This is a genomic window from Arthrobacter sp. UYCo732, from assembly GCF_040547265.1.
GTDB lineage: Bacteria > Actinomycetota > Actinomycetes > Actinomycetales > Micrococcaceae > Arthrobacter.
Genome location: NZ_JBEPPJ010000003.1, coordinates 213,373 through 230,681 on the forward strand (window position 1 = coordinate 213,373; position 17,309 = coordinate 230,681).

The 17,309-nt window shown below is 66.2% G+C and carries 8 protein-coding genes; all 8 read left to right on the forward strand.

Annotated features, from left to right (window positions below; genetic code table 11):
* Positions 1–159 precede the first annotated feature (159 nt).
* The 8 genes from ABIB45_RS07185 to ABIB45_RS07220 all read left to right on the forward strand — a co-directional run bounded on the left by ABIB45_RS07185 (position 160) and on the right by ABIB45_RS07220 (position 17,279).
* Complete coding sequence (locus ABIB45_RS07185) at positions 160–6,291, forward strand: Ig-like domain-containing protein (protein ID WP_354215216.1); 6,132 nt, start codon at positions 160–162, stop codon at positions 6,289–6,291.
* Between the two features lie 70 nt (positions 6,292–6,361).
* Entirely contained in the window at positions 6,362–7,333 is a 972-nt protein-coding gene (locus tag ABIB45_RS07190; protein WP_354215217.1) for an AAA family ATPase, read from the forward strand.
* Positions 7,334–7,385: 52 nt separating this feature from the next.
* Positions 7,386–8,717 carry a DUF58 domain-containing protein gene (locus tag ABIB45_RS07195; RefSeq protein ID WP_354215218.1) on the forward strand — a complete coding sequence of 444 codons (1,332 nt, stop codon included), beginning with the start codon at positions 7,386–7,388 and terminating at the stop codon, positions 8,715–8,717.
* The gene (locus ABIB45_RS07200; protein ID WP_354215219.1) at positions 8,714–11,323 is read left to right on the forward strand and encodes a transglutaminase TgpA family protein; all 2,610 of its coding nucleotides are present in this window, start codon (positions 8,714–8,716) and stop codon (positions 11,321–11,323) included. Before ABIB45_RS07195 ends, ABIB45_RS07200 begins: the two co-directional genes overlap by 4 nt.
* Positions 11,324–11,541: 218 nt before the next feature.
* Positions 11,542–12,774, forward strand: a complete 1,233-nt coding sequence (locus ABIB45_RS07205; RefSeq protein WP_354215220.1) for an RDD family protein — start codon at positions 11,542–11,544, stop codon at positions 12,772–12,774.
* Positions 12,771–13,670 carry a PP2C family protein-serine/threonine phosphatase gene (locus ABIB45_RS07210; RefSeq protein ID WP_354215221.1) on the forward strand — a complete coding sequence of 300 codons (900 nt, stop codon included), beginning with the start codon at positions 12,771–12,773 and terminating at the stop codon, positions 13,668–13,670. Before ABIB45_RS07205 ends, ABIB45_RS07210 begins: the two co-directional genes overlap by 4 nt.
* Position 13,671: 1 nt before the next feature.
* Positions 13,672–15,459 (forward strand): FHA domain-containing protein, encoded by a 1,788-nt coding sequence (locus tag ABIB45_RS07215; RefSeq protein WP_354215222.1) that lies wholly within the window; start codon positions 13,672–13,674, stop codon positions 15,457–15,459.
* Positions 15,456–17,279, forward strand: coding sequence for a serine/threonine-protein kinase (locus tag ABIB45_RS07220; protein ID WP_354215223.1), 1,824 nt, complete (start codon positions 15,456–15,458; stop codon positions 17,277–17,279). The genes ABIB45_RS07215 and ABIB45_RS07220 overlap by 4 nt, the downstream gene beginning before the upstream one ends.
* Positions 17,280–17,309: the final 30 nt, after the last annotated feature.

Consider the following 17,309-nt stretch of genomic DNA (forward strand, 5'->3'; position numbering starts at 1 on the left):
GGGCCCCCGCATGAGGGAAGTGCTCCCATGGCGGTTCGTCAGGCACTGTCAGCAATATTCCGGTGCCTTTGTGGGGGAGCGGCGGAACCGGCCCACGGAAGCAAAAAGGGCAATTTAGCTGCCGCACGGCAGTTGTGATTTCAGGGGAATAGTAAAGCTGTGACAAGTCTGCTGGGGAAGCTTGGTCTCGTGAAGTGGCACAACAGGATGGTCACCGGGACGGTTTTTGCCGTTGTGGGTGCCGTGTTGGTGACGGGTGCGATCATCTATCCGGGGTTTAAGACCACCGAGGTGGAGTTGAACGACGGCGGTGTGTGGGTTGTCAGTAAGTCCAATAATGCTGTGGGCCGGTTGAATTATCCGTCGCGTGTGTTGGATGGTGCCGTGACGCCGGCGAGTACTACTTTCGATGTTCTCCAGAGTGCGGGGGATGTGTTTGTGGATGATGAGACGGGTTCGACGTTGAACCAGGTTTCGCCTGCGAACATGCGCCTGGGCGGGGATAAGCAGTTGCCGGGGTCTGCGGATGTGAGTTTTGGTGCCGGGGTGATCTCGGTGACGGATCCGGCGGCCGGGAAGGTGTGGGCGCTCTCGCCGTCCACGGTGAATGGTTTTGACCAGGAGGCTTCCGAGCCGGTGATGGTGGGGTCGGAGGGGCTGGTGTCGGCGGTGGGTGCTGATGACCGGGTGTACTCGGCGGACCCGAAATCCGGTCTGGTGACGGTGACCGCCGTGGACGCCAATGGCGAAGTGCTGACCTCGGATTCGAACACGTGGAGTGAGCTCAAAGGCGCGGGTGATCTGCAGATCACGGTGGTGGGCGATAAGCCTGTGGTGTTGGATGCTGCGGCGGGGAACCTGTTCCTCCCGGGCGGTAAGCGCCTGGTGTTGGCGAGTGCGCGGGATGCGAAGCTGCAGCAGGGCGGGCCGGCCAGTGAGTTTGTGGCCGTTTCGACGCGGAAGGCGTTGTTGGAGCAGCCGTTGGATGGTTCGACGGCGAAGACGGTCACCTTTGATGGTGAGGGAGTGCCGGCAGCACCGGTCCAGTTGGGTGGCTGTGTGCATGCGGCGTGGGCCGGGGCGAACAAGTATGTCCGTGACTGCGGAAATGATGCTGACGACAGGAACGTGGATGTGCCCAAGGCGAGTGCGTCGCCGTCGTATGTTTTCCGGGTGAACCGTGACCTGGTGGTCCTGAATGATGTGAACTCGGGGAATGTGTGGCTGGTGAACCAGAACATGCAGCTCGTGAACAACTGGGACGACGTTGTGCCGCCCAAAAACGAATCCGATGAGCAGGACCAGGAGTCGGCGGACAACAACACCATCAACGTCCTGCCGGACCGCAGCAAGCCCAACCGGCCGCCGGAAACAAAACCCGACGTTATAGGCGTCCGTCCAGGACGCACCACCATCCTCAGCGTCCTGGATAACGACTCAGATCCCGACGGCGACGTCCTGACCGCCGCCGTCGGCGATTCCGGACCCAAAGCCGGAACCCTGCAGAGCATTTACGGCGGCACGGCATTCCAGATCTCCGTGCCCGCGGACGCCAGGCCCGGCACCGAAAGGTTCAACTACAACGCGGCCGACGGCCGGGGGCTTTCCGCCGGCGGGCAGGTCACCCTCAACGTGGTGGGTCCCGACGAAAACCGGCCCCCCGTCTTCAAACGCGGCGGTGAGGCCACCACCATGCTCGTGGAGCAGGGCAAAACCGTTAGCCAGAACATCCTCACCGACTGGACCGATCCCGACGGCGACGACCTCGTCCTGATGGACGCCAAGGCCGACAACGACCAGGACCAGGTCAAAGTCCGCCGCGACGGCGTCCTGACCTTCCAGGATTCCGGCGCCACCGCCGGAAAAAAGAACGTCCAAGTCACCATCTGGGATGGCCGCGCCACGGTCACCGGAAAAGTCGTGATTAACGTCCAGCCGCCAGGTGCTCTGGCGCCGGTGGTCAACGCCGACCACGTCACGGCAGTGGTGGGCCAGGACCTGGTGATCTCACCCCTGAAGAACGACGTCGACCCCAACGGCGGTGCGCTCCGCCTGGCGCAGGTCGAGGCCACCGGTCCCGCCGAGCTGGGTCCCGTCACCGACGGCGGCACCTTCACCTTCCGCAGCACCACGCCCGGCCCGGTCTACCTGACCTACATCGCCAGCAACGGCCCACAAAGCAGCCAGGGCCTGATCCGGGTTGACGTGGAATCCGGTAACGACGCCGGCGATCCTGTCGCCGTGCACGATGTCGCCCTGATGCCGACCGGCGGCAGCGTCCTCCTGGACCCCCTGGCGAATGACTCGGACCCGTCCGGCGGTGTGCTGGTCCTGCAATCCGTGAAGCTTCCGGAGGGCACCACAGCGTCCGTGAGCGTGATCGACCACAGCGTCCTGCGCATCACCGATGTCCTGGGCACCAAGGAGCCCTTCCGCTTCGAATACACCATGTCCAACGGCAGGAAGCCAGCCACCGGCAGCGTCGCCGTGGTCCCGGTCCCGGCTCCCGCCGTCGTCGAAGCACCCCAACCCAAACCCGACGAAGTAAACGTCCGGGTCAACGACGTCGTCACCATTCCGGTGCTGGAAAACGACACCCACCCGCAGGGCCAGCAACTGACCGTTGACCCCGTCCTGCCGCAGACCGTGGACGCACTGGACGGCAAGAGTTTCGTCTCCGAAAACACCGTCCGGTTCATCGCTGGCGCCCAGCCCAAAACGGTCCGGGCCATCTATAACGCAGTGGACCCGCAGGGGCAGAAGAGCGCCGCTGCTCTCACCATCCACATCCTTCCGCTGGAAGGCGCCGAGAATTCCCGGCCGCAGCCCCGGAACCTCACCGCCCGCGTGGTGGCCGCCGGAACAGTGCGGATACCGGTACCCCTGGACGGGATCGACCCCGACGGCGACTCCGTGCAGCTGACCGGCATCGACAGCACCCCTGCCCTGGGAACCGCCACCGTGGGCAGCAACTTCATTGACTTCACCGCGGCCGGCGACGGCGCGGGAACCGACACGTTCCGCTACAAGGTGGTGGACCGCCAGGGCGCCGTCAACACCGGCACCGTGACGGTGGGCATCGCCCCGCGGGGAGAGACAAACCAGAACCCCACCCCGGTCGATGACGAGGTGAAGGTCCGTCCGGGACGGCAGATCGCCGTCGACGCCACCGGCAACGACACTGACCCCGACGGCGACCTCATCCGCATCCTCACGGACGGCATCGAAGCTGACGCAGCCCTCCAGACCACCGTCAGCAAGACCAGCGGACGCATCATCCTGCTGGCCCCCAACGCGGCCGGCACGGTTAATGTCCGCTACGCCATCGCCGATGACCGGGGGGCATCCGCCCAGGCCACCATCCGCGTGGTGGTCGATAACGAGGTTCCCCTGAAGGCGCCCATTGCGCGCGATGACCGGGTAACGTCCGCCCAGGCCAGGGGAAAGACTGCCGTGGACGTGCCTGTCCTCAAAAACGATGAAGATCCCGACGGCGTGGGTGAGAACCTCAAAATCAGCACCGAGGCCGTCACGGCACGCCCCGGGGCCGACGGCAACATGATCGTGGAGCTCACTGAACAGCCGCAGCTGATCCCGTACTTCGTCGAAGACGTGGACGGCCAGAAATCCACCGCGATCATTTGGGTGCCGGGCCTGGGGCAGCAGGTCCCCACCCTCGCCAAGGACGAGGTTATCGAGGTCATCTCGGGGCAGTCCGTGAACGTTGACCTCAAAGACTGGGTGAAGGTCCGTGAGGGACGGTCACCCCGCCTGACCCAGACAGACCGCATCAAGCTCATCGGCTCGGACGGCAGCAATCCCGTTTCGGGCGACGGAACCTCACTGGAGTACTTCGCCGGCGTGGACTATGTGGGGCCCGGCTCGCTGAGTTTTGAAGTGACCGACGGCACCGCCGTTGACGATCCTGCAGGCTTGAAGTCCACCCTCAGCATCCGCACGAAGGTGCTGCCGGACCCCAACCGCAACAACCCGCCCGAACTCCTGGGCGCGAAAATTGAAGTACCGAAGGGGGAGTCCGCCGACCTGGACCTGAGCCGGCTGACCTCGGACCCTGACCGTAACGACGTGGACAACATGAAGTACGACCTGGTGGGCGGCAGCCCTGCCAGCTTCAATGCCCGCATGGACGGCCAGATCCTCAAAACTTCGGTGGACGGATCAACCGCCACCGGCACCTCGGGGGCCGTTCAGGTCAAGGCGACGGATTCGCGCGGACTGGAAGCGACCGCCACCTACCAGCTGTCCGTCATCGCCTCCAACCGGCCCAAACCGGTTGCCAATGACGACCTTGAGCCCAACGCCGCCGCCGGTAAGCCGGTGACAGTCAAGGTCCTCGCCAACGACGCCAACCCGTTCCCCGAAACGGCGCTGAAAATCATTGCGACATCTACAGAAACCGGCCAGGGAAACGCGACGGCGTCCGGTGATTTTGTGACGGTGACGCCGTCGGCCGGTTTCACGGGAACCTTGGTTGTGGTTTATACAGTGGCGGACAAGACTGGCGATGATTCCCGCAACGCGACAGCCCGGATCCGGCTGACCGTCAAAGACAAGCCGCTGGCACCAACCACGCCGCAGACTCAGAGCGTGGGTGACCGGACTGCGCTGTTGAATTGGTCGGCCCCCGCGGACCGTGGTTCACCCATCACCAAGTACACGGTGTACGGCGAGTCCGGCTTCAGGCAGGACTGCCCTGCCAACACCTGCACTCTGAACGGGCTGGTCAACAACACGAAGTACCACTTCGAAGTGACGGCCACTAATGAATTTGGTGAGTCGGGCCGTTCGCCCGCTTCCGCCGACGTCCGGCCAGACGTCAAGCCGGACACCCCGGTGGCACCGGCCCTCAAGTTCGGTGACAAGCAGCTCGCCGTGAACTGGCTGGCCCCCGCCAGTAAGGGCTCGCCGATCAAGTCGTACGACCTTGAAATCTCGCCGGCCCCACCGGGACAGAACGCCCAGGTCCAGAACCTGACCGCCGTCAGCTACGTCTGGAAGGGTTTGCACAACGGCGTGTCCTACAAGGTCCGCGTCCTTGCCCGGAATGATGCCAGGGAACCGTCGGAGTGGAGCGCCTACTCGGCGGCTGAAGTGCCTGCCGGCGTGCCGGCCACCCCAGCCGCGCCCAACGCCGCCCAGACACAACCGGTGGGCAGCCAGAGCCAGCTGAAGGTTTCCTGGGCTGCGCCGAACAACAATGGTGACGCCGTCTCCGCGTACACGCTAACCACGCTCCGAGGCGGCGCCGCAATTGCCACCCAGCAGGTGGCAGGTACCTCCCAAAACGTCACGGTGGACAACTCGGAGACCAACTACACCTTTACGGTCTCCGCCACCAATAAGGCCGGCACCAGCGGCACCAGCGCCCAGTCGGCGGCCATCCGGGCCGCGGGCAAGCCCGGCCAAGTCAGCAGCGGAACAGTGACAGAGACCGGCACCAGTGGCCAGCTCAAGGTGACCTTCACACCGCTGACCGAAGCTCAGCGCAACGGATCCACGGCGAATGAGATCGCCTATTCATACCAGGCATCGACCGGCCAGACCGGCGGCATCAGCGCATCGGGTGGAAATATCGGCGGTCTTCCCAACGGCACTGACATCACCATCACCATCATCGCTAAGTCCACGAAGAACAACATGTCGGGTGATGCCAAGGCCATCGGCACGGGCAACCCATACGGACCGCCCAGCGCGCCCAATGTTGACGGCCGAACCTCGGCCAAGGGCGATGGCCAGGTGCATTGGACCTGGAACAACCCCAACACGAACGGCCGCCCACTCAACCGCTACGAAGTGAGCATGGACTCTGGCGGCTGGCAGAACGTGGGCCAGGCCAACAGCTTTGCAGCCGGCGCTGGAGGCTGGAGCAAGGGCCATACCCTGCGTGTCCGCGCCGTGACTGTGGTGGACGGTGCTATTGGCGGACCTGTCACGTCCACGTCCGGGACCGACCCCACCCCGCCACCGGCGCCAACGAAGGTCCGTGTCAAGCAAGTAACCAACAACAGTTGCCCGGGGAAGCCTGGGGTGCCGGATCGATTCGGCTATAGGAACGGCAGCCCCGATTGTGGCGGCAACGACGCTAACTGGGTTTCCTACTCCGACGGCTGGATTAGCAGCGCCTGCTGGATGAACATCTACGGTTCCAGTGAATCGTCCAACCCGGCGTCGTACTACAAGTGGTACCGGATGGACGGCGGCCCCCACCAGGGCTGGTACGTCAAGCTTGAAACCATCGACATCAGCGGCGCTGACGTCGGCAGATGCTGACCCGTACGCAGCCACATGCTCCATCATCACCGGACCAGCGCCCCGCACCACCAGAAAAGGACTGAACTTCATGACCATGACCACCGAGCAGGCCGAATGGTTTGCAGGCACTTTCGACAAGCTCGTTTCCAACGTGGGGCAGGCGGTGCTTGGTAAGGAACACGTCATCCGGCTGACCTTCACCGCCATGCTGGCTGAGGGACACGTACTGTTCGAGGATGCGCCTGGCACGGGCAAGACCATGCTGGCCCGTGCCATGGCCGCCACCGTCAAGGGCTCCAACAACCGCATCCAGTTCACCCCCGACCTCCTGCCCTCGGACGTCACCGGTGTGACCATCTACGACCAGAAGACGCAGAAGTTCGAGTTCCATAAGGGCCCGATCTTCAACAACATCGTCCTGGCCGATGAAATAAACCGGGCGTCGCCCAAGACACAGTCGGCACTGCTGGAAGTCATGGAAGAATCCCGGGTCACGGTGGACGGCGTAACGTATGAGGCCGGCCGGCCGTTTATGGTCATGGCCACGCAAAACCCGATCGAGCAGGCCGGTACCTACCGCCTCCCGGAGGCACAGCTGGACCGCTTCCTGATCAAGACCTCCATCGGCTACCCGGACCACGCTTCCACCGTCAAGCTGCTGGGCGGCTCCAACCTCAAGGACCGTTCCGCCGACATCACCGCCGTTATCACCACCCAGGCAGTGGCGGACATGGCTGACCTCGCGGCCACCGTGCACGTTGACACGGCTGTCCTGGAATACATCTCCCGGCTCTGTGAGGAGACCCGCAACGCGCCCGAGAGCCGTTTGGGCGTCTCCGTGCGTGGCGCCATCGCCATGGTGCGGGCTGCCAAGGTCTGGGCTGCAGGCCAGGGCCGGAACTTTGTCCTCCCCGACGACGTCAAGGACCTGGCCTCCGTGGTCTGGACCCACCGCTTTGTCATGGATCCGGAAGCGGAGTTCGCCGGAGCCACGGCCGAGGCCATCCTGGCCAGAGTGCTGTCCGACGTCGCGGCACCGCAGCAGCGCGCAACCGTCTGACGCTCCCGGCAGCCCCGGACCACTCTCCTCCAGCGCGAACAAAGGTACTTCTATGTCCAGCAGCACTCCGCTGACCCGGCTTGCTGAACGCCTCCGGCAACCCTTCCGCCGGAACGGCAGGCCAACCAGGCTGCATCCGTCCTCTGTCTGGTCCGAAGCCACCGGCACGGCCGCCCTCGCCCTCACCCCGGCGTGGGATAACGTCCGCGGCCTGTGGCTGCGGTACGCCTGGCCCGTCCTCACGGTGGTCAGCGTCCTGGGCTGGTCTGTCCTGGCCGCCTCGATCCTGCTGTGGACCGCTGGCCAGGCCTTCGGCTGGCAGGAGGCTAAAGCCGCGGCCATCGCCGCGTTTGTCCTTTTCCTGATCGCCATCGGGTTCATCCTGGGCCGGTCCTCGTACGGCGTAAGCCTGGACCTTGCCCGGACCCGCGTGGCAGTAGGGGACAGCGCGGTGGGAAGTATCGCAGTCTCCAACACCTCCACGCGCCCGCTGCTCCCTGCAGCCTTGGAGCTGCCGGTGGGTAATGCCACCGCCGTCTTCCACCTGCCCAGGATGAAACCCCAGCAGGTGCATGAGGACCTGTTCACCATCCCCACGGCCCGCCGCGCCGTCATTGTGGTGGGACCTGTGCGCTCCGTCCGTGCCGACCCGCTGCACCTGCTCCGCCGCCAGGTGATGTGGACCGGGCCGGAAGACCTCTTCGTCCACCCACGCACGGTAGCCCTGGCCGGTTCCGCGGCCGGCTTTATCCGCGACCTTGAAGGCATGCCCACGACCGACCTGTCGAGCGCGGATGTCTCCTTCCACGCCCTTCGCGACTATGTCCCGGGCGATGACCGGCGGCACATCCACTGGAAGACCACGGCACGGACCAACAAGCTGATGGTCCGCCAGTTCGAGGAGACCCGCCGCGCCCACCTGGCCATCTCGCTGTCCATCAATACGGACGAATACGCCTCGGAGCAGGAATTCGAAATGGCTATCTCCGCGGCCGCTTCGATCGGGCGGCAGGCCATCCGCGAGCAGCGCGAGCTCGATGTCCTCACGCAGAAGGGGCCGCTCCGCTGCGAAACCGGGCGGAACCTGCTCGATGACATGACGCGGATCGCAGGGGCACCCATGCGGCGCACCGCCGTCGACCTCGCCAGGACCCTGGCAGATACGGTCCCCAACGCGTCCGTGGTCTTTTTTGTGGTGGGCAGCAATATGACGCCCACCCAGCTCCGGTCGGCAGCGGCATCCGTGCCCCCTGGGGTGCGGAGCCTGGCCGTCCGCCTCCAGATCGGGGCCGCCCCCGGCCGCGCCAACATCGCAGACCTGACAGTACTGACGCTGGGCGACCTCGCCGATCTCGCGATCGTCCTCAGAAAGGCGGCCGCGTGAGCTCCGCATCCGACTTCCGGCACCGGGCGTCCCCGCGGCGGCAGGATGAGTCAGCCTTCGCCGGCGGCCAGCCCGCCTGGCATTTTGTGCTCGACGCCGGTGCACTCACCGTGCTGCTCGGGCTGGGCCTCCTCGGTTTCGGCCTCAGTTTCGGCGGGGACCCCTTCTACCTGGTCTCCGGGTTCGGCGGCATTATCCTGGGCCTTGGCATCGCGGCCGCCAACGCCCACCTGCGCCTTGGCCTGCTGATCACCACGGCCCTCGCCCTGGGCGCCTACCTGGTGTTCGGTACGGTCCTCGCCGTGCCGGATGCCGCGATTGCCGGCTTCGTTCCCAGCCTCGACTCACTGCGTACCCTGCTCCTGGGTGTGGTGTTCGCCTGGAAAGACATGCTCACCGTGGGTGTCCCTGTTGGCTCCTCCGGCGGGGTACTGATTGTCCCGTTGCTGAGTTCACTGCTCACCGCACTCGTTGCCGGGCTGCTCATCTGGCGCCTGAAGAGCCCTTACTGGCCGCTGCTTCCGGTGCTGGTCCTGTTTATCACCGGCATTGCCTTCAGTACCAACGCTGCCTTCCACACCGTTGACCGCGGCATTGGCCTGACCGTCGTCGCGATTGCCTGGGCAACCTTCCGCCGGGACGCGCTGCGCCGCAGCGATACCCGGAAAGTGTCGGTCAACCGTCCCCAGACGGATACGGCCACAGCCCAGCGTGCCAGACTCCGCAGGCTGGGTACGGCGGCGGCCGTCATTGCGGCCAGCGTTGCCGTCACAGCAGTGGCTGCGCCGTTAGTGACCGCCGGCGGCGACCGCAAGGTCCTCCGCAACGTGGTGGTCCCGCCCTTCGATCCCAAGGACTACATCACACCCTTGGCAAGCTTCCGGACCTTCGTCAAAGACCAGAAGGATGACACCCTCTTCGTGGTCAAGGGACTGCCGCGCGACGGCAGGGTCCGGCTGGGCGCCCTGGATGCCTTCAACGGCACCAACTACAACATGGACCCCAACGGCTCCGGCAGCTTCAGCAAGGTGGGCGACACCGAGTCCATTAACACCCTGGCGGATACCTCCAGGGTGGTGCCCACGAACGATTACGCCATCGACATCACCATTGAGGACTACCGGGGATACTTCGTCCCGGGCGGCCGGAAGACCACCGGCCTGAGCTTTGACCGGAGTGCTGCAACGGCCGCGTCAGGCCTCTATTTCAATGCAGGAACGGACACCGCCGTCACCACCCAGGGCCTGTCCGAGGGTGATTCCTACAGCGTCCAGGTATCCGATCCGGTCAAGCTTGAGCACGGCCAGCTCACCCAGTATGACTTCGCGAATATCAGCCTCCCGGATGCCGTCGAGGTACCGCCGGTGGTGGGCTCCCAGGCCAATGACCTCTCGGCTGATGCGCCCACCCCGATTGACCGGGTGCGGCAGATCGAGGCGCATTTCCAGAAGACCGGCGCCTTCAGCAACGGGCTGGTCACTGAGGGCCAGTTGCCCAGCGTGTCCGGCCACAGCTCGTCGCGGATCCGGACCCTGCTGACCGCCAAGCAGATGCTTGGCGACGACGAACAGTATGCCGTGTCCATGTCCCTGATGCTCCGCCACCTGGGTATCCCGTCGCGCGTGGTCATGGGCTTCTACCCTGATCCGACCAGCCCGGAAAACGGCGCCGGGGAAGTCAAAATCACCGGCAAGGACGTCCACGCCTGGGTTGAGGTGGCCTTCGACCGGGTGGGCTGGGTCAGCTTCGATCCCACACCGCCCAAGGACAACATCCCCATCCCGCCGGACCCGGAAAACAAGTCCAAGCCCAAGCCCCAGGTTCTGCAGCCGCCGCCCCCGCCGCAGGAACCCGTGGACCTGCCCACGGATTCTTCGCCGGATGCGCTTGACGCGGACGAAAAGAAGAACAACCCGTGGCTGTTCTGGGGGGCCCTGCTCGGTGCCCTGGGCGTTGCCCTGATTCCGCTGGCCATCCTCGCGTTGCCGCTGCTGCTCATCGCGCTGCTCAAATCACGACGCAGGAAAGCGCGTTTCACCGAGGGGCACCATGCGCAGCGGGTTGGCGGTGGCTGGAACGAGGTCCTGAGCCTTGCCACGGACATGGGCGCCGGAATCGATACGCGGTCAACCCGGCGCGAAAGTGCCGCGGTAGTTGCCGAGGCATTCCCTGTCACAGGGCCCACCACCACCATGCTGGCGCATCGGGCGGACGCGTCCATCTTCGGGGCCGGCCAGCCCAGCGAAGAAGATGTCCGCGAATACTGGACCATCGTGGACGGCTCGCTGAAGGAGATGACCGGGACCGTAGGTTTCTGGCGCCGCCAGCGGGCCCGGTTCTCGCCCCGGTCGCTGCTGGCAGATGGCCGCACTGCGCTCAAACTGCGCAGCGCCAGGCTGGGCCTGCTGCCGCCGTCGCTCCGGTCCGGCAAGGGTTCGGCGGGACGGCCGCCGGCCACCGGTAGGGTGGAGACCGGCCCAGACCTCCCCGGCGGCGCAGGTCCCGCGGCGCCGGGCACTGGAACAGGCGCGACCACGGCCGCCCCCGAGGCTGATGAGTCCACCGTTCTGAGGAACCCCGGCAGGAAGAACCACACTGAATCATGATGAACGAGGCCGAGCGCTGCCAACGGTGCCAGCAACTGATTCGCGGCGGCGCCACGTTCTGTACGGCCTGCGGCGCGCCGCTCCCCAACAGATCTGCCCGCAGCGGACGCAACGTGGACCACGCACAGCGGGCCATGATGGAAAGTGCTGCGGCGCACGCAGCACGGATTCCCGGTACTATCCCGGTAGTACAAACGGCTCCAGGGGGAGGAACGGGAATGGCAGCCAATCTTGAGCTGGTTCCGGCCACGGCCGGCAAAAGACTCGGCGCCGCAGTGCTGGACTGGCTTGCACCCGTCGCAGTCCTGGTGGTGTCCTTCACCATCGGCTTCGCGGGAATCACCCGTACCCTCAGCGGCGGATTCATCATCTACAACACCGCCTCCCTGGTCCTCTTCGGCAGCATCGGCATGGGGCTGACGCTGGTCTACCTGGTGGTCCTGCTGGGCATGGAGGGCCGCTCCGGTGCGACCATCGGTAATCGGGTCATGGGGATCCGCAGCACTGACAAGGATGGCTACGCACCAGGCGCCGGAGGCGTCTTCCTGCGCGGCCTCATCACGGGTGCCGGCATCATCCTCGCGCTCATGGCCGCAGTGCTCGTCGTTATTGTCAAGTGGTTCGACACCGCCCTGTTTATTCTTGGCCCACTGCTTCTGGTCGGTGCGGTGTGGGCTGTCCTGGTGGTGGTCTCAAACACGTGGGACCGCAACGGCAAGCGCGGCTGGCACGATTCCGCAGCCAAAGCCCTCGTGTTCGACGTCAACGCCGGCCGCAACCCCATCACCTCCGGCGGGATCCAGGGCCCGTACAGTTTCGCGCCCCTGGACCTGCCGCCCGTCCAGCCGGTCGCTTCACCCGTAGCCGGCGCAGCCCTGCCGTACGCGGCACCCCCGGCACCCACGGCCCCGGCACAGCAGGCCGCGGCACAGCCTTACGCCGCTCAGCCGTATGCCGCGCAGCAGCCGTATGCACCGCCGTCGTTTTCTCCTCCTGCTACCACTTCGTTCCAGGTGCCGGAGACTCCGGTGGCAACCCTTCCCGACCCAGGTACAGCACATCCCGACGATGACCTCGACCGCACCCAGATGCGGGGCGGTGCGGCCTACGCGGCGCCGGTCGCGGTACTGCGGATAAAGCTCGACGACGGCCGGGACTTCCAGGTCGACCGCATCGTCCTGGTGGGCCGGAACCCCGTGGGCCAAACAGGCGAGCAGCAGGCCCAGCTCCTGGCCATCACCGACCCGGGCCGCTCGATTTCCAAGACCCACCTTCACCTGCTGACCGACGGTGCGGGCATCTGGGTGACGGACCGAAACTCCACCAACGGCAGCGCCGTCACCACGCCGGATGGCCGGCGCACGCCACTGCAGCCGGGCGTGCCCGCCTTTGTCAGCCCGGGATCCACTGTCCACTTTGGTGACCGCTCCTTCCACCTAGGACAGGCATGAACTCTCACCCCGCCAGTGATTCCCCGAACGCAGAAAACGGATCCGCCATCAGCCTGAGTTACGGCTACGGCACGGACCGCGGACTGCGCCGGGAGCTCAACGAGGACTCCTTCATCGCCTCGGACCCTGTCTTCGCAGTGGCTGACGGCATGGGCGGACACGAGGCCGGCGAGATCGCCAGCGGCATGTGCGTGCGTGCGCTGGCCGCGATGCCGCAGGTGGCCAGCGGAGAGCGCAGCGTCACGGCGGCCGTACTCCAGCAGTACCTGCTCCGTGCCGACAATTCCATCAGGGCAGTGGCCGGTGCCCGGGCCGGGACCACCTTGACGGGCGCTGTGGTGGTGGAGCAGATGGGCATGCCGTACTGGCTGGTCATGAATATCGGTGATTCCCGGACGTACCGTCTGAGCCAGGGGCATTTTGCCCAGGTCAGCGTGGACCACTCGGAGGTCCAGGAACTCGTGGATGCCGGTGAGATCACACCGGAGCAGGCCACAGTCCACCCGCGCCGCCACGTAGTCACCCGTGCGTTGGGCACCGGCGATGAGACTGAGGCGGACTACTGGCTGCTGCCGGTTGAAGAAGGCGACCGGATCCTTGTCTGCTCCGACGGCCTCAACGCCGAGCTGACGGACGAGCACATCCACCGCATCCTCAGCACGGTGGGCCACCCCCAGGACGCCGTGGATGCGCTGATCCAGGCAGCACTGCGCAACGGCGGACGGGATAACGTCACCGTCATTGTGGTGGATGCAAAGAACTTGATGAACGACGCCGGCATGGCCACCACCGCCCCCCGCCCTTCCGCTGACGCGGAAGAGGCCACGCTGCCCAGGGCCCAGATTGTGGACGCCAGCCGGCCGGCTGCCGGGGAAGACGAACGTGGGGAGAACTGAGATGGCCACCGCGAACTACACCGCGGGTCCCTGGCTGGGCCTCCTCCGCTCCCGTACGGCCGTCTTCTTGGGACCCGGGACGCCGCCGGCCCTCGTCCAGTCGATCTGGGACCTGCTCGAGGATGCTCCGGAAGTGCACGAGGTGCTGCATGCCGTCACCAGCAGCTTCGGGGTTTCCCTGGCGCAGATCCCGTCATTTGGCATCGTGGACTACCGTGACGCGCTCCGGGTCTTCCTCCGCGGTGACCTGGACCTGACCGTGCAGTTGGCCGCCGGCCCGGTGGAACTGAACGGGCGGGACGTCACCACCTGGACGGAGCGGCGCCTCGACCTGCCCGAGTGGTACCGCCTGGCTGTCGCAGGCGACACCCAACTAGGGCCCGTGCTGCCGCTCACCGAGGGCGTGGTTCTGGTGCAGTCGCTGACCGTCACGCTGACCGCTCAACCGGCTGGGGCGCCGGCGATTGAACCGGGCGGGGCACGGACCAGCGAACCGGCAGGGGCGGCGGCTGCGGTTAGCGCCGTCGTACGGGAAGAGGCCGTTGAGCCGGATGTTGAACCGGAGGCTGAACTTGAAGGCGAACTGGCACCCCACACTGAGCCGGGAACGGACGCTGACGTGGTGTTGGATCCGGTACGTGACCGGGAACCGGAGAGCCCCCCCGAGGTCTCGGCCGAGACCGTCATAGGGCTCCTGGAGGATGAATCCAGCTATGCCGCGGAAACACCTGGACCGCAGCGGGAGGCCGAGCCTGTGCAGGAGGCACCGTCCAAGCCTTCAGCTGACATTGACCCCGCGTCCCCTGCCGACCAGGTGCCCGCGCACGAACTAACGGGCGGCTACGACCACCTCTGGGAGAAGACTGTGGTCCGTCGCATCGAGGACGCCGCCGTTCGCGACGAGCCGGAGGAAGCCGACGCCGGCGCATCGCCTCATGCCGCTGCCCCTGCAACTGACGCCGGACCAGAAGCCGACGCCCGAGCAGAAGCCAGCGCCCGAGGGGAAGCTCCGGGGTTGCCGGACGCCGCGCTGCACGCGCCGGACGAGCTGACCCCTGTACCGCACGCGCCGGTGCAGGCAGCCGTGCCGCCCACCGGCCTGATCGACTCTGTCCCGTGGCGGAAGGGGTCGGGGAGCGCGCCGGCCACCCAGGTTCCGCCGTCGTTCCTGCCACCGGTACCAGTTCCTGCGCCGGTAGCTCCTGCGCTGGATTCAGCCGCCGAGCCTGACGGCCCCGACGGTGACCATGACGGCCACACCGTCATGAAGAGCGATCTCGCCGGAATGGCAGCGCACCCCGCCCCGGAACAGGAGCCGGAGCCGGACGCGGGACCACTGGTGCTGGCCCGGGTCTGCAACCGCGGCCATGCCAACCCGCCCACCCACGCCCAATGTGCTGCCTGCAGCTTGCCGCTTCCCTCCGACGCTGTCCAGGTGGCCCGGCCACGGCTGGGCAGGATGCGCGTGTCCACGGGGGAACTGGTGGACCTTGACCAGTCGCTGGTGATCGGTCGCCAGCCATCCGTGTCCCGGGTGCAGGGCGGTGTGATGCCACGGCTCGTCCAGGTGTCCAGCCCCAGCGCAGACATTTCCCGCTCGCACGTCGAAGTCCGGCTCGAGGGCTGGCACGTGATGCTGTGCGACCTGAAGGCCACGAACGGCACCGTCCTGGTCCGCGGGGGACAGCAGCCCCGGCGCCTGGCCCAGAACGAGACGGCCATCCTGCTCGACGGCGATATCGCGGAACTGGGTGACGACATCTCGCTGCGTTTTGAGGAGATTCTTTGAGTTCCAAACGGCCGGTTGCGCCGCCGCCCCACATTCCGGGGTTTACCTACATCAGCATGCTCGGCTCGGGCGGGTTCTCCGACGTTTACCTCTATGAGCAGGACCGCCCCCGGCGGAAGGTGGCCGTTAAGGTCCTCCTCTCGGACCTGAAGACCGAGGGCGCCCGGCGGCGCTTCGAGTCCGAGGCAAACCTGATGGCCCAGCTTTCGTCGCACCCGTATATTGTGACGATCTTCGAGGCTGAGGTGACCGAGGCCGGGCACTCCTACTTGGCCATGGAGTACTGCTCCCGGCCCAGCCTGGACGTCCGCTACCGCCGCCAGCGCTTCAGCGTCGACGAGGTCCTCGCCGTGGGCATCCAGGTGGCCTCCGCCGTCGAAACTGCCCACCGCGCCGGCATCGCCCACCGTGACATCAAGCCCGCCAACATCCTGGTGACCGACTACAACCGGCCGGCCCTGACGGACTTCGGGATCTCCGGCACCCTGGGTGGCGACACCGATGATGACGCGGGCATGTCCATCCCGTGGTCGCCGCCGGAACAGTTCACCGGGGGCCCGGTCGACGGCGTCATGGTGGACGTCTGGGCGCTGGGCGCCACACTGTACACACTCCTTGCGGGACGGTCCCCGTTCGTGATGCCCGGTACGGACAATTCCCAGCGTGAACTGATCTCACGCATCACCAGCGCTCCGCTGCCGCGCCTGGGCCGGGACGACGTTCCGGCATCACTGGAACGTGCGCTTTCCACGGCCATGGCCAAACCCGCCGCGTCCAGGTACTCTTCGGCCCATGCCTTCGCCCTGGCCCTGCAGCGGATCCAGGCCGAACTGAACCTGTCGGTCACGCCCTTTGAAGTGCTCGAAGAGCCGCACCACGATGACAGCCACCCGGATGACGGCTTCGAGGAGACCCGGGTCCGGAGCATTGCAGCCATCGATCCGGAGCGGACCGGCAGCGCCCCCACCTTCCCGGCACGCACTCGGCCCCGGGGCACCGGAACCGGAACCCCGCCGTCGGGGTTTCCCGCTGGTGCATTCCCCCCGGCCGCAGGTGCGGATTCCGCGCCCCGGCCCCAGGTTCCGGGAAATCTGTTCTCCGGCCCGACGGACGGACAACAGAGCGGCGGCCCGGCCGGAGGCTGGCAGGCCAGCGGCCCCGCGGGGGAGTGGGCCGATGCCACGATGCTCCGCGGCAGTGCGCCGCCCGCCGACTACGGCTCCGCACCCGACGCCACTGTCCAGCGCCCACGGCTCCAGCCAGCCCAGACTGCAGGCCCCCAGGCAGCACAGCAGGCCGGCCGCCTCCCGGGCCGGGCAGAACCCGGGATCGACTCGACGGTCAGCAGGCCTGCCGCGGTAGAGGAAAGTGCCCCCGAGGCTGTCCAGGACCACGGAAAAAGGAACCTGTGGCTCGCCTTCGCCGGCGGGACGCTGCTGGTGCTGGCCATCATTGTGGGCATCGTGCTGGCGTCGTCGGCACCGGAGCCGAAGGCCGCCGAAACCGGACAGGTCTCCAAGCCCCCGGCGGACGCCCTGGACAACGGGAGTGTCCCCGACGTCGCGGCCCTGGCCGGGGCGGTTAACTCTTCCGGCAAGGCAACGTTCACCTGGACCAACCCGCAGCCAAAGTCCGGCGACTTCTATAAATGGCGGGTCTATGCCGTGGGCGGAAGCGGCGAGTACCAGTCCACAACGGCGCCAACGGCCCAAATGGCCCTGAACCCCGCGGAACCCACCTGCATTCAAGTAATGCTCGTGCGCAGCGACGGCGCCTTCTCGCCCCTGAAAGAAGACTCGATCGCCTGCCTCCGCCAGTGACGGCACGGCATACCGGAAACGACAGTGAAC